Origin of the sequence: Microbacterium sp. AZCO (assembly GCF_039614715.1) — a bacterium.
GTDB lineage: Bacteria > Actinomycetota > Actinomycetes > Actinomycetales > Microbacteriaceae > Microbacterium.
In genome coordinates this window covers 3,609,991-3,623,682 of sequence record NZ_CP154857.1, presented here as the reverse complement: position 1 = coordinate 3,623,682, position 13,692 = coordinate 3,609,991, and the positions used below count along the sequence as shown (strand labels likewise).

The 13,692-nt window shown below is 70.3% G+C and carries 13 protein-coding genes; 4 read left to right on the top strand and 9 right to left on the bottom strand.

Translation table 11 applies throughout. The annotated features are described in order from the left end of the window. Positions 1–11: 11 nt before the first annotated feature. From AAIB33_RS16570 to AAIB33_RS16560, 3 genes are read right to left on the bottom strand one after another with little or no spacing between them, the layout of a single operon-like run. Positions 12–1,091, bottom strand: a complete 1,080-nt coding sequence (locus tag AAIB33_RS16570) for a 1-acyl-sn-glycerol-3-phosphate acyltransferase (protein ID WP_345801057.1) — start codon at positions 1,089–1,091, stop codon at positions 12–14. Further along, entirely contained in the window at positions 1,088–1,948 is an 861-nt protein-coding gene (locus tag AAIB33_RS16565) for a patatin-like phospholipase family protein (protein WP_345801056.1), read from the bottom strand. Before AAIB33_RS16565 ends, AAIB33_RS16570 begins: the two co-directional genes overlap by 4 nt. A gap of 9 nt (positions 1,949–1,957) precedes the next feature. Next, entirely contained in the window at positions 1,958–2,254 is a 297-nt protein-coding gene (locus tag AAIB33_RS16560; RefSeq protein ID WP_345801055.1) for a chorismate mutase, read from the bottom strand. Between the two features lie 58 nt (positions 2,255–2,312). Between AAIB33_RS16560 and AAIB33_RS16555 the strand changes: the two genes are divergently transcribed. Then, on the top strand, positions 2,313–3,503 hold the full coding sequence (locus tag AAIB33_RS16555; RefSeq protein ID WP_345801054.1) for an AI-2E family transporter: 1,191 nt from the start codon (positions 2,313–2,315) through the stop codon (positions 3,501–3,503). Positions 3,504–3,508: 5 nt separating this feature from the next. Here AAIB33_RS16555 and AAIB33_RS16550 read toward each other — a convergent pair whose 3' ends face one another. The 6 genes from AAIB33_RS16550 to AAIB33_RS16525 form a co-directional block, all read right to left on the bottom strand. Continuing rightward, positions 3,509–6,043: a LuxR C-terminal-related transcriptional regulator gene (locus tag AAIB33_RS16550; RefSeq protein WP_345801053.1), complete on the bottom strand. Its 2,535-nt coding sequence runs from the start codon at positions 6,041–6,043 to the stop codon at positions 3,509–3,511. Between the two features lie 258 nt (positions 6,044–6,301). After that, entirely contained in the window at positions 6,302–6,700 is a 399-nt protein-coding gene (locus AAIB33_RS16545; RefSeq protein ID WP_345801052.1) for an SHOCT domain-containing protein, read from the bottom strand. A gap of 128 nt (positions 6,701–6,828) precedes the next feature. Beyond that, positions 6,829–7,200, bottom strand: a complete 372-nt coding sequence (locus AAIB33_RS16540; RefSeq protein ID WP_345801051.1) for an SHOCT domain-containing protein — start codon at positions 7,198–7,200, stop codon at positions 6,829–6,831. 13 nt (positions 7,201–7,213) lie between these two features. Next, the gene (locus tag AAIB33_RS16535) at positions 7,214–7,705 is read right to left on the bottom strand and encodes a DUF6325 family protein (RefSeq protein WP_345801050.1); all 492 of its coding nucleotides are present in this window, start codon (positions 7,703–7,705) and stop codon (positions 7,214–7,216) included. 175 nt (positions 7,706–7,880) lie between these two features. Next, the gene (locus tag AAIB33_RS16530) at positions 7,881–9,068 is read right to left on the bottom strand and encodes a beta-propeller fold lactonase family protein (protein WP_345801049.1); all 1,188 of its coding nucleotides are present in this window, start codon (positions 9,066–9,068) and stop codon (positions 7,881–7,883) included. Between the two features lie 63 nt (positions 9,069–9,131). Further along, positions 9,132–10,418 carry an adenylosuccinate synthase gene (locus AAIB33_RS16525; protein WP_345801048.1) on the bottom strand — a complete coding sequence of 429 codons (1,287 nt, stop codon included), beginning with the start codon at positions 10,416–10,418 and terminating at the stop codon, positions 9,132–9,134. 80 nt (positions 10,419–10,498) lie between these two features. Between AAIB33_RS16525 and AAIB33_RS16520 the strand changes: the two genes are divergently transcribed. The 3 genes from AAIB33_RS16520 (at position 10,499) to argG (ending at position 13,668) form a co-directional block, all read left to right on the top strand. Beyond that, the gene (locus AAIB33_RS16520) at positions 10,499–11,212 is read left to right on the top strand and encodes a Pr6Pr family membrane protein (protein WP_345801047.1); all 714 of its coding nucleotides are present in this window, start codon (positions 10,499–10,501) and stop codon (positions 11,210–11,212) included. A gap of 140 nt (positions 11,213–11,352) precedes the next feature. Beyond that, the gene (locus AAIB33_RS16515) at positions 11,353–12,132 is read left to right on the top strand and encodes a Pr6Pr family membrane protein (RefSeq protein ID WP_345801046.1); all 780 of its coding nucleotides are present in this window, start codon (positions 11,353–11,355) and stop codon (positions 12,130–12,132) included. Positions 12,133–12,225: 93 nt separating this feature from the next. Next, positions 12,226–13,668: an argininosuccinate synthase gene (gene argG, locus AAIB33_RS16510; RefSeq protein ID WP_345801045.1), complete on the top strand. Its 1,443-nt coding sequence runs from the start codon at positions 12,226–12,228 to the stop codon at positions 13,666–13,668. Positions 13,669–13,692 lie beyond the last annotated feature (24 nt).

Below are 13,692 nucleotides of genomic sequence, written 5' to 3'. Positions count from 1 at the left end.
GGTTGTCCGCATTATCGCGTGCCGGCCTCGTCGATCGCCGACCGCTCGGCGATCCACCCGTCGATCCGCTCGAACCAGCCGAAGAGCCACTCGGCCTGCGCGTCGCGGTCGGCCGGGATCTCGGCGCGGGGCACGCGCCAGGCGTGCATCGTGATGCGCTTGTCCATCGGCAGGTCGCGCCAGATGTCGCCCATCGTGATGAGCCGGTCGAGGCCCGTGTGGCCGATGAAGACGACGTCGGCGTCGGGGGATGCGTCGAGCGCCGCGTACATCCCGCCGGGCTGCGGCGGCATGACGTGCAGCATCGACTCGGCCCGGTCGGCGAGCGTCGTGCGCCCGGCCGCGCGAAGGCGGTCGATGCGGCTGCGGCGCCTGGTCGAGGTCATGTTGCCGCCCTCGGGGAAGATCACGAAGGCGTCGTCGGGACCGAGGCCCGTCGCGAGGTCGCGGAGGCTGTCCTCCACGGAGTGGCCGCCGCCCGTGGTCTTGCCGCCGAAGCCCGACGGCACGATGAAGCGGGTCGGGATGCGGTTGAGCAGCACGTCGATCGCGGGATCCCACTGCATCGTGTACTTCAGCACGATGCGCGGCATGCGGTCGACCTCGTTGAGGAGCGTGTGCACGATGATGAACGAATCGCCGGGGCCGGCGTGGCGGCTCGCCACGACGAGAGGCGTGCCCCGCTCGAAGAGCGCGTCGAAGGCCGCGCGCGCGGCATCCCGATCCTCGTCGTCGCCCGCCGCCGTCACCATGTCGAGCCGAAGCACCGAGCCGAAGACCTCGAACAGGATCTCGAGCCCGCGCGCCCCGACGCGGTAGTGGGCGCGGCGGAAGGCGGGGGTGTCGATCTTCCAGCCGAAGCCGGAGGCGATCCACATCCCGAACATGACGACGAGGAGCGACGCATCCCAGATGACGTAGACCGAGATCAGCCACAGGACGCGCGGCAGCCGGAACCGTCCAGGCACAAGGGAAGTGAGACCCAGCGCGCCGAGCAGCCACAGCGGGATCGTCAGCACGAGCAGCAGCGCGATCACGATCACGAGCGGCGCGATCACGACCCGCCGCACCCACTTCGGCGGAAGCCTCACTCCTCGGCCGCCTTCGCGGAGAGGGGAGGGATGCCGCGCTCGAACAGGAAGTCGCGGCTCGCCTCGTACGCCCGATCGATGCGCTGCCTGACGGTGTCGAGGCGTCGGTACGAGCGGATCGAGTCGTCGCCGTCCATGCCGCCCCCGCTGGGCAGGACGAAGAGGTCGACCCCCTCCGGGAGCGTCGCGATGTCTCGGGCGAAGCGGTGACGGCGGGCGATCTCGAACGCGACCCGGGCCGTCTCGACCGCCGAGCTCGGTGCGACCAGCGGGGTCTCGACGCGACCGACCTGCAGCACGAAGATGCGCTGCACGCGGGCCGTCACCGCCTGCTCGATGGGGATCGAGTTGACGATGCCGCCGTCGATGAAGTGCTCGTCGTCGATGCGGGCCGGGGGGAACAGGCCGGGCACCGCGGCCGAGGCGAGGATGGCGGGGATGAGCGGTCCGGAGTCGAAGACGTGCTCGGCGGCGCGCTCGATGCTCGCCGCCACGACCTGCAGCGGCACGGCCAGGCTCTCGAACGTCGCATCCGCGCCGAGACTGCGCTCGAGAAGCTCCTCGAGCGGCCGCGGCGAATTGAGGTGCGTCTTCGTCTTGACGAGCCGCGAGAGCTGCATGACGAGCGAGTCGCCGTAGACGGCGTTCGCCTCGGGTGACGCCCACGCGTCGAGGAGGGTGTCGAGCACGCCGAGCGTCGGGTCTTTGGCGACGAGAGCCCCGTTGATCGCGCCGATGGAGGTGCCCACGATGAGGTCGGGATGGATGCCAGCCTCGAAGAGCGCCCGGATCATGCCGATCTCGACGGCGCCGCGCACGCCTCCACCGCCGAGCACGAACGCCGTCGTCCCGCTCACGCCGGTCTCCTAGCGCCCGTCGGCCGCCTCGGTGTGGTGGCGGATCACCTCGGCCACGACGAAGTTGAACCACTTCTCGGCGAACTCGGGATCGAGCTCGGCGTCGAGCGCCAGGGTGCGCAGGCGCGCGAGCTGCTGCTCCTCACGGGCGGGGTCGGAGGGCGGCATCCCGTGCTCGGCCTTGAGCTCGCCCACCCGCTTGGTCGCCTTGAAGCGCTCGGCCAGCATGAAGACGAGGGCCGCGTCGATGTTGTCGATGCTGCCTCGCAGGCGCAGAAGAGTCTGCGTCGGGTCCTCGCCTGTCATGGATGATCCTCCTCGTGCCTCGACCCTATCGCGACGCCGCCAGGCCTAGAGTGTGCGCATGACCGATGCCATCGAGAGTGCTCGCCCGCTCTCCGCCGATGCTGCGGCGGGCACGGATGCCGCCCCTGCCACCGTCGTCGAGAACGAGCTCATCCCGGCTGTGATCGAGGACAGTCCCCAGCCGCAGATCTGGGCGAATCTCGGCCGGCCGTTCGCCACGGGGCTCGTCCTGACGATCGGCGGTCTCGTCGCCTTCGGGCTCGGCGTGGCGTTCATCAACCTCACGACGATCGTCTTCTACATCATCATGGCGCTGTTCTTCGCCCTCGCTCTCGATCCCATCGTGAAGCGGCTCGAGCGTCACCGGATCCCCCGCACGTGGGGCATCGTCATCGTGTACGGCATCTTCGGCATCCTGCTGCTGACGGCGCTGTGGTTCCTCATCCCCGCGCTGTTCACCCAGATCGGTCTTCTGGTCAAGAACCTGCCCACGATCATCAGCGACGCCGAGGCCTCGTCGTTCGCGAAGTGGATGCAGTCGACGTTCGGCACCCAGACGGGCCAGATCCTGGATCAGATCCAGACCTACTTCTCCAACCCGTCGAATCTCGCCAGCCTCGGCGGAGGCGTCGTGAAGCTCGGCGTGGGCATCGGCCTCGCGATCTCGGGCGGCCTCATCATCCTCGTGCTGAGCCTGTACTTCCTCGCCGGGCTTCCCGCCATGAAGGTCGCCTTCGCCCAGCTGACCCCCGCGCACAGCCGCCCCACGGTGACGAGCCTCACCAACCAGATCACCGACTCGATCGGCGGCTACCTCACCGGCATGGTGATCCTGGCCTTCTTCAACTCGATCGTCGGCCTCATCCTGCACCTCGCGCTCGGGCTGCCGTTCCCGTTCCTCATGGCCGTGGCGGCGTTCCTCATCACCCTGATCCCGCTGATCGGCTCGGTCTGCTATCTGATCTTCGCCACGGTGCTCGCCCTCTTCTCGAACCCCACGGCCGCGCTCATCTTCGGCATCGTCTACCTCATCTACATCCAGATCGAGGCGTACCTCCTGACGCCCCGCGTCATGAACAAGACGGTGTCGGTGCCGGGCGCGCTCGTTGTCATCGGCGCGCTCGTCGGCGGCACCCTGTTCGGACTGCTCGGCGCCCTCGTGGCGATCCCCGTCACGGCGTCGATCCTGCTGATCATCAAGCAGATCTTCATCCCCAGGCAGGATGCGAAGGTCAGGACGGCGCGCTGATCCGCTCAGGTGTACTGGCGCAGCGCCTCTCGCCGTGACGTGACGCCGAGCTTGCGGTAGATGGCGCGCTGGTGCGTCTTGACCGTGTTGACCGAGACGCCCAGGCGGTCGGCGATCTCGATCGTGGTGAGGGTCGTCCGCAGCTGCTCGAACACGTCGCGCTCGCGCTCGGAGAGCGTGCCCAGCGCCGAACCGGCCGCTCCCGGGCGCAGGCACGAGAGCAGGAACTCCTCGTGCCTGGTCCCCCACGCCATGTGGGCGCTCAGCAGCTCGCGCAGCTCGGGGTCGGCCTCGCTGAAGGGCAGGCGCACGAGGTCGGGCTCGGCGACCATGAGCGCCTCTTCGCAGAGTTCGTGGGCGGCATCCGGCTGTCCCGAGGTCCAGTGCGCGAGGGCGCGCGTCGCGAGCGTGGCCACCCGCACGTACGACACGGCGGCGTAGGGCTGCAGCCGGCGCAGCACCTGGAGCGCCTCGGTGTAGGCCCCCGCGCGGCGGAGGATGCCCGCGACGAGCACCGACATGAGGGGCATCGCCGGCTCGTCCGCGAGTGCGCGGGCGATCTGCAGGGCGCGATCGCGGTGTCCCACGGCCTCCTCGAGCAGTGCGACCGACATCTGCCGCATCCTGGGCCAGACGATGCCCTGCGACTCGGCGCGCGGGAGGAACTGCAGCTCGAGCGCGGCCCGCCGGCAGTGTCGCGGATCCCGCGTCGCCGCCGCGGTGCACGCCAGCAGCACGCGGGCGAGATCGGAGAACGTCCGCCCCGCCCCGCCGAAGGCGATGACGCGACGGAACTCCTGCTCGGCCCGGGCGAGATCGTACGTCCAGTAGGCGACGCTTCCCGCCGCGACCCCGCCGCTGCCGCCGATGTAGGCGACCCACGACGACTCGTCCGGCTCCTCGGCGGCGAGCTCGGTGAGGAGCGGCCAGGCCTGGCGGAATTCGCCGGCCCAGGCGAGGGCGTACGCGAGGCACTCGCGCGACCGGCGTGCGAGGCCGCGGTCGCCGACGGCCTCGGCTTCGCGGACGGCGGCCTCGAGCGTCTCGATCAGCTGCTCGGGGTGCGCGCGCTGGCGCAGCTCGGTCCACCCGAGGAGGAAGGTGATGGCGGCGCGCTCGCTCGGCGCCGGCGTCCACGTCGTCAGTCGCGCGCGCACGGCCGCGACGGCCGCGGTGATGCGAGGACGGTCGTCGGCGAAGAAGAGCGTCGCGAGCTCGAGCGTCCGCTCGACGGCGAGGTCTCCCGCCGCGGCGGTCTGGGCGCGCTCGAACAGCTCGCGGGCCGCTTTCTGCTCGCCCAGCGCGTCACGGGCGCACGCCCTCACGAGCTGCAGCGCCGGCCGGTCGGCGATGCCCGCCGGCAGCGAGAGGCAGGCGCGGTCGACCGAGGCCGCCGAGTTCCCGACGACGAGCCGCACCCACGACTCGAGGATGACGGATGCCGCCTCCTCCGCCTCACCCACCTCGAGGTGGTGCGCGACGGCGTCGAGCGGGCGCGCGGCCGCGAGGAGCGCCGCTGCGCGGCGGTGCATCTCGGCGAGGCGATCGGGATCCTCTTCGGCGAGCAGCTCGCGGCAGTGCCGCGCGAACAGGGCGTGCCAGCGGTACTCGACGCCGCCCGATCCGTCGTGCCTGTCGAGGAAGAGGCCGAGGCGCCGGCACTGCTCGAGCAGGCGCGCGGCATCCTGCCGGCCGGTGAGTTCGGCGGCGAGCCGCGCCGTGAGCGACCCGCACACCGTGGCCTCCACGACGAAGCGCGCGAGGTCGGGGTCGAGGGCCGAGAGGATGACGTCGCGCACGTACTCGCGCATCAGCCCGCCGCCACGAGCCGAGACGGCGCGCGGCGCGGAGCCGCTCAGGAGGGCGAGGCGCACGGCGATGGGCCAGCCGGCGGTGTCGGCGTGGACCGCCGCGGCGTCGGCGGTGCTCGCCATCTCGACGGCGAGATCGTGCACCTCGCGCGCGTCGAAGGCGAGCGTCTCGGCTCCGATGACGGCGTCGGGGTTGCTCAGGATGAAGCGCGGCATGCGCAGCTCGAGCGCCGTCGTGCCGACGAGGACGACGCGGAGGAACGCGGGGGTGCGGGCGAGCAGACTGCCGAGCAGGCCCGACTCCAGGCTGCGCTGCGCCCGCTGGGCGTCGTCGACGACGAGCACGACGATGTCGACGAGTCCGGCCAGCGCGTCGTCGAGGCGCCGGCGCGGATCGGGTGGAGCGTCGGGGCCGAGGCCGAAGCCGGTGCTGCGATCCTGCGGGATCACCGACTCCAGCGCCGCGATGATCGCCTCGTCGACCGCGCCCTCCTCGAGCGGGTCGAGGGCGAGCCATGCGACCACCTGTGCGCTGCGCTCCGCCCACGCGCTCACGAGCGTCGTCTTGCCGAATCCGCTGGGTGCGGTGACGAGAGTGACGGGATGCTCCGCCACGAGGTCGTCGAGCAACCGGACGAGGCCCGCGCGCTCGAGCGTCGACGGCTGCCGGGCCGGCGGGTGGTGGCGCGTCCACGCAGGGGTGGAGAGCGCGCTCGATGGCAGAGTCATCGAGTCCTCCTCACGCCCACGTCCGCTTCGGCACCGGACGGGGCGAGCGTCCGGGTCGGCGAGATGTTGCAAGAAGTCCACCCGCTCGGGTGAGCTGCGCTCATCGCGCGCTTACTCTACCTCCGCGGTGAACGCAAGGATCGACGCCGACCTGAACCGTCACAATCCCGTATGCGAACTTAGCGGATCCCTCATCCGAAACGCGAAAGCACCCGGCGGTTCCGCCGGGTGCTTTCGTCGTGTGTGTCGCGGGTGCGATCAGGCGAGGGCGCGAGCCTTCAGCTGGTCGTACTCGGCCTGCGTGATGGTGCCGGCCTTGAGGAGGTCGGCGGCCTTCGCGATCTCGTCAGCCGCGCTGGCGCCGCCACCGCTCGTGGCTGCGACCGACTGGATGTAGGCGGCCGTGGCCTCCTGCTGCTTCTTCGCCTCGGCGAGGGCGCGCTCCTGCATGCCCGCGCCGCGCGCGATGAGGTAGATCAGCGCCGTGAGGAAGGGCAGGAAGATCAGGAAGATCACCCAGACGGCCTTCCACCAGCCGCTCAGCTTGTGGTCGCGGAACAGGTCGCTGAAGATCGTGATGAGCACGAACAGGTAGGCGACGAAGGCGAAGATCCAGAAGAACCAGAGGACGACGCTCCAGAAGCTGCCATCGAACATTTCATTTCCTTCCAATGAGAACAACAAGGTGCGTCAGTGCGCTCCAGGATCCAGTCTTCCCGGTGACGAAGGCGCGGCATCTCTGGATCACCCGTTTCAGATGATCCGGGATGCCGCGCCCAGTGGTTTCAGCCGAGCAGGCGGGCCTTCGCGGCCTCGAACTCCGCGTCGCTCAGCGCACCGGCATCCCGGAGCGCAGCCAGCTTCTGCAGGGACACGACGATGTCTTCGCCACCGGCTGCGGCGGGCGCGGCCGGCGCCGGAGCGGCGGGGGCGACGGGCTGCTGGGCCGCGTACTGCTGCGCGACGGCCTGCTGGGCCGCCGCGTTGATGGCGGCCTGCTGCTGAGCGGCGGCGTACTGCTGCTGCTCGTACTCGTCCTGCGCCTTGCGCTGCTGACGGTTGTTCATGCCGTTGTTGACGGCGGTCGCGGTTCCTGCGACGACGGCGGTGCGTGCGGCGAGGCCCACGAGACCCGGGCGTCCGACTCTGCGCATCATGTTGGTGGTCTCCTTACTTCTCTTCTGCCAGTTCGTCTTCTGCGGCCAGCTCGTCGGCGGCCTCCTCGAGGATCTCCTCCGCGGCGACCTCCTCGACGATGTCGACCAGGGCGTTGACGACGGGCGCGGGGATCCGCTCCGACGTCAGCACGACGCCGCCGCTCGCGGCGAGCGCCCCGGCGAGGCGGCGCGCGTAGAGCAGCTCGAGCGCCACGATGGCGGCCGAGCCGCCGGCGGGCACGAGCTCGGCGAGCTGGGCGATGTCCTCTTCGCCGGTGATGCCGCTCAGCACGAGGTCGAGGGCGGCGTAGTCATCGGAGTCGTCCTCGATCTCGACGATCGAGACGTCGCCGGACTCGGACTTCGAGATCACCACGAAGTCGAGGACGCGCAGCACCCCGCCGTCGACGAGCTGGGCGAGTTCGGCGAGCAGCTGCGGATCAGGCCGCTCGTCTTCGAGGCCGAGCAGGAACAGCTCGACGGGTCCGTAGCGGAAATCAACCATTGTCTTCCCTTCTGAAGTCACGGGTCGAAGCTTCGGGAGCGTCGTCCGCCGTGCTCGGCGGGTCATCCCCCCAGCGACGATCTCAAGCTAGCCCCGCCCTCGGGGGCTTCACACCCCTGGGCGGCCCGGGGTCGCCGCTGCTCACCCGTCACGGGCGATGCTTCGCGAGGGCGCCTCAGCGAACGGGAAGCAGGCACGTCGGCGAGGGCGTCGCCGTCCGGTGCCGCACGCGTCCGGGGACGCCTGTGCGCAGGTCGATCCCGAGCGAGGCGACCTCGTCGGAGCGCTGTCCCGCGACGAGCAGGGTGTCGCGGACGACGACGTGGTGGCGGGGCCAATGGACGCCCGCCTCGACCAGCGCGACGGGCTCGAGGGTCTCCCCCTCGCCGCGCACGCGGACGACGGCGATCGTGTCGCTGCCGCGCACGCCCGCGTAGAGGAACTCCCCGTCGCGCGACGGTGCGAGCTCGGCCGCGGTGTCGTCGGGAAGGATGCCGGCTCCGAGTCCCGTGCCCCCGACGATGCGCCACGATGCGCCCGAGCCCGTCGAAGGATCGAGCGCGAGCGCGAACACCTCGTGCGACAGCTCCGTGACGACGTAGAGATGGCCGCTCGGGTGGCGGACCGTGTGGCGCGGACCCGAGCCCTTCGGCAGCACGACGTTCTGCACGGGGGCGAGCCCCGACGCGCGGGGGCGCCAGAAGCGGACGAGGTCGAGGCCCATGTCGGTCGTGGCGACGAGTCCACCGGGCAGGAAGACCGCCTGATGCGCGTGGGCGGGGCGGGATGCCTCCTCCTCGGCGTCGCCTGCGGGCTCGTCCCGATCGTGGTCGGGCACGAGGTGCGCGTACTCCTCGCCCGCCGCTTCCCGCAGGGCGCGGGCCGCGGCGGCGAGGTCGAGGTCGAGGTCGCCCGCGACGGGAGCGGAGGTGCCGGGTCCGTACGGATCGGTGGCCGCGGGCGCGATCACCGGCGACGAGGGCCGGCCCGAGGCATCCAGCGCCATCCGGACGACACGTCCGTCGCCCCAGCAGCTCGCGACGAGCCAGCCTCCATCGGGGGACACCGCGATGTGGCAGACGAACTCGCCCGCCTCGACGGGCGGACCGAGCGGCGTGTAGGACGCCTCGCCCGTGCGGCGGAACGCCTGCACGGCGCGAGCGCCCTCGAGAGCCGCATAGACGACGTCGAGCGTCGGGTGGAGCGCAAGCCAGGAGGGGGAGCCCGCCGTGGAGACGGCGTCACCCGCGAATCCGAGGGGGCCGCCGGCGAGCGCGTCGTCGGCCGCACCCGCGAGGAGCACGCCGATGCCCGTCGCGGCGCCGTCCATCTCGGGCGTGTAGCCGCCCAGCAGGAATCTCATCGCCCGGACCCCTCCGGCCGATGGCCGTGCCGGTCCCTGAGCGCGTCGAGGGGTCGCACGGGGTCAGTCGACGAGGTCGTGGCGCACGATGACGGCGTCGCGCGCGGGACCCACGCCGATGACCGAGATGCGCGTGCCGCTCATCTTCTCGAGCGCGAGCACGTAGTCCTGCGCTTCGGGAGGCAGATCGTCGAACGTGCGGGCCGTCGAGATGTCCTGCTTCCACCCGGGGAAGTACTCCAGGATCGGCTTCGCGTGGTGGAAGTCGGACTGGTTGACCGGCACTTCGTCGAAGCGCACGCCGTCGACGTCGTACGCGACGCAGACCGGGATCTGCGCGAGGCCCGACAGGATGTCGAGCTTGGTCAGCACGAGGTCGGTGATGCCGTTGATGCGCGTCGCGTAGCGGGTGATGGGGGCGTCGTACCAGCCCACACGGCGCGGGCGGCCGGTGGTCGTGCCGAACTCGAACCCGCGCGAGCGCAGGTAGTCGCCGTCGTCGTCGAAGAGCTCGGTGGGGAACGGACCGGATCCGACGCGCGTCGTGTAGGCCTTGACGATGCCGACGATCCGGTCGAGGCGGTTGGGTCCGACGCCGGAGCCGGTCGCGGCGCCGCCGGCCGTCGCCGACGACGACGTCACGAAGGGGTAGGTGCCGTGGTCGACGTCGAGCATCGTGGCCTGGCCGCCCTCGAACACGACGACCTCGCCGGCGTCGAGCGCGTCATTGAGGAGGAGCGACGTGTCGGCGACCATCGGGCGGAGGCGCTCGGTGTACGACAGCAGGTCGTCGACGATCTCGTCGCACGTGATCGAGCGGCGGTTGAACACCTTCACGAGCAGGTGGTTCTTCTGGTCGAGGGCGCCCTCGACCTTCTGGCGCAGGATGTTCTCGTCGAAGAGGTCCTGCACGCGGATGCCGACGCGGTTGATCTTGTCGGCGTACGCGGGGCCGATGCCGCGACCGGTGGTGCCGATCATGCGCTTGCCGAGGAAGCGCTCGGTGACCTTGTCGAGGGTGCGGTGGTACTGCGTGATGATGTGCGCGTTGGCGCTGATGCGCAGGCGCGACGTGTCGAGCCCGCGCGCGTGCAGCGCCTCGAGCTCGTTGAAGAGCACCTCGAGGTCGACGACGACGCCGTTGCCGATGACGGGGTTGACGCCGGGCGACAGGATGCCGGACGGCAGCAGGTGCAGGGCGTACTTCTCGTCGCCGATGACGACGGTGTGCCCCGCGTTGTTGCCGCCGTTGAACTTGACGACCCAGTCGGTGCGCTCGCCGAGCAGGTCGGTGGCCTTGCCCTTGCCCTCGTCACCCCACTGGACTCCGACGATCACGATGCCAGGCATTGGGGGCTCCCCCGTTCGTAGCGGACGGTTACACCCCATCCTATCCAGCGGGCGTCCGGGGCCGCCGCTAGGGTGAGCGCATGACGCGCACCCCGGCCTGGGCTCGGACCTGGGCGCTCATGCGGGCCGCGGCATCCCTCCTCATCCTGGCCGCGATCGTGGCGCAGGCCGTCCGCACGATCGGCGGGGCCATCGACGCCGGGCGCGACGTGGCGACGACGATCGTCAACTTCTTCAGCTTCTTCACGATCCTGTCCAACGTGGTGTCGGTCGTCGTGCTGGCGTGGGCCGCGGTCTGGTTCTGGTCGCGGGGCCGCCGCGTCGCCGCCCCCGAGCCCCGCGCCCTCGCGACCGTGCTCGCATGCGCCACGACGAACATGCTCGTGACGGGCGTCGTCTACAACACGCTGCTGCGCGGCATCGCGCTCCCGCAGGGCACGACGGTGCCGTGGTCGAACGAGGTGCTCCACGTCGTCGGACCGATCTTCCTCGCCGCCGACCTCTTCCTCGCCCCGCGCCGCCGCGCGCTCCCGTGGCGATCGATCGCCGAGGTGCTGATCTTCCCGATCGTCTGGGTCGTCTACACGCTCGTGCGCGGCCCGCTCACGACGAACCCGACGACGGGGGCGCCGTTCTGGTACCCGTACCCGTTCCTCGACCCCAACAACTTCGACGACGGATACGGCACCGTCGCCCTGTACGTCGCGGGGATCGCGATCGCGATCAGCCTCTTCGCGACCCTCGTCGTCTGGGTCGGACGCCGCCGCGGGAAGCCGCTTACCACCAATCGGTGAGGCGTTTGTCGACAGTGTCCACTATTTGGGGGACGCGTTGTTTCTCGCCTACAAAAGCAAGCGGTGACACCTCTTCCGTTATGGCATCCGGGCTACCGAGATTCCGGTTCCGAGGTATCGCCCTCGCTACACCTGTGCTCATGGGGGACGACACATCCACACAAGTCATCATCGGAAAGGTCGTCGAAATGTATTGGTCATGGTTCCGCATCGCTGCGGCGGTGACAGCCTTCTCGGGGGTCGTCGCCGGTTTCATCGTCAATGTCGACAGAGCAGCACGGCAGTCCGAGGTCCTCGGCGACGTGCTCGCGAACTACTTCAGCCTCTTCACGATCGTCTCGACGCTCTTGAGCATCGCGGCGCTCCTCGCCGCCGCGGCCTGGTCGCTGCGGCACCCCGGCACGACGCCTGAGCCGCAGACGATCGTCCTCGCGCTGGCGGCGGTCTCCGGCCCGATCTTCCTGCTGGGCCTCGTGTACAACCTGCTGCTGCGCGGACTGCCGTCGGCCATCGCGCTGGGCGACTCCGCCGGCATCGCGCTGCTCGACAAGTACGCGGCCGAGACGCTGCACGTCGTCATGCCGATCTACTTCCTGCTCGACCTGCTGCTGGCACCGCGCCGTCGCGGACTGCCGTGGTGGGCACTCGGCGTTCTGGTCGGCTACCCCGTCGCGTGGGTCACGTACACGATGGTCCGCGGCGAGCGCGTCGCCAACCCGGACGGGACCACGCCGTGGTGGTACCCCTACCCGTTCCTCGACCCGCACATCGCGGGCGGATACCGTTCGCCGCTGCTGTACATCGCGGTCATGACAGCGGGCTTCCTCGCCATCGGCGCGATGATCATCGCGATCGACCGGTTCCGCGAGAAGCGGGCCACCCGGCGGCACACGCCGGCGAGCGGGGCGATCGTCATCTGACGCCCGGCACAGGACGAAGAAGCGGATGCCGCGGCCCCGGGCCGCGGCATCCGCTTTCATGTCGGGATACGCCTCTTCAATAGACTGGAGCCCATGTCCAAGGTGCTCCAGTCCCTTCCCGTCGGCGAGCGCGTCGGCATCGCCTTCTCGGGAGGACTCGACACCTCCGTCGCGGTCGCATGGATGCGGGACAAGGGCGCCGTGCCCTGCACCTACACCGGCGACCTGGGCCAGCCCGACGAAGACGACATCGCCGCGATCCCGGGGCGCGCGCTCGAGTACGGCGCCGAGGTCTCGCGACTCGTCGACTGCAAGACAGCCCTCGTCGAGGAAGGCTTCGTCGCCCTCGCGTGCGGCGCGTTCCACATCCGCTCGGGCGGCAAGACCTACTTCAACACCACGCCGCTCGGCCGTGCCGTGACGGGCACGCTGCTCGTCCGCGCCATGAAGGAGGACGGCGTCGACATCTGGGGCGACGGCTCCACCTACAAGGGCAACGACATCGAGCGGTTCTACCGCTACGGCCTGCTGGCCAACCCGGCCCTGCGCATCTACAAGCCGTGGCTCGACGCCGACTTCGTCACCGAGCTCGGCGGCCGCAAGGAGATGAGCGAGTGGCTCGTCGAGCACGGCTTCCCCTACCGCGACAGCGCCGAGAAGGCGTACTCCACCGACGCCAACATCTGGGGTGCGACGCACGAGGCGAAGACGCTCGAGCACCTCGACGTCTCGCTCGAGACCGTCGAGCCGATCATGGGCGTGCGGTTCTGGGACTCGCAGATCGAGATCGCGTCGGAGGACGTCACGGTGTCGTTCGAGGGCGGGCGTCCCGTGGCGATCAACGGCCAGGAGTTCATCGACCCCGTCGAGCTCGTATTCGAGGCGAACCGCATCGGCGGCCGCCACGGTCTCGGCATGAGCGACCAGATCGAGAACCGCATCATCGAGGCCAAGTCGCGGGGCATCTACGAGGCGCCGGGCATGGCACTGCTCTTCATCGCGTACGAGCGCCTCGTGAACAGCATCCTGAACGAGGACACCCTCGCGACGTACCACGAGCAGGGCCGCCGCCTCGGTCGCCTCATGTACGAGGGCCGCTGGCTCGAGCCGCAGTCGCTCATGCTGCGCGAGTCGATCCAGAAGTGGGTCGGCTCGACCATCACGGGCTCGGTCACGCTGCGCCTGCGCCGCGGCGACGACTACACGATCCTCGACACGATCGCGGCCGGCATGTCGTACTCGCCCGAGAAGCTCTCGATGGAGCGCGTGGGCGACGCCGCCTTCGGCCCGACCGACCGCATCGGCCAGCTCACGATGCGCAACCTCGACATCGCGGACTCGCGCGCGCGGCTCGAGCAGTACGCGGGCCTCGGCCTCATCGGCGGCCCGACGGGCGCCCTCGTGGGCCGCGTCGCGACGGGCGAGGCGGGCGAGATCACCGAGCCCGCCCTGCCGGTCGGTGCGGAGGCCGAAGCGCTGACCGAGGCGACGGATGCCGCGAACGAGGGCGCGGCGTTCGACCTGGGCACCGACTGACGATGCACTAACTTGCACATCAGT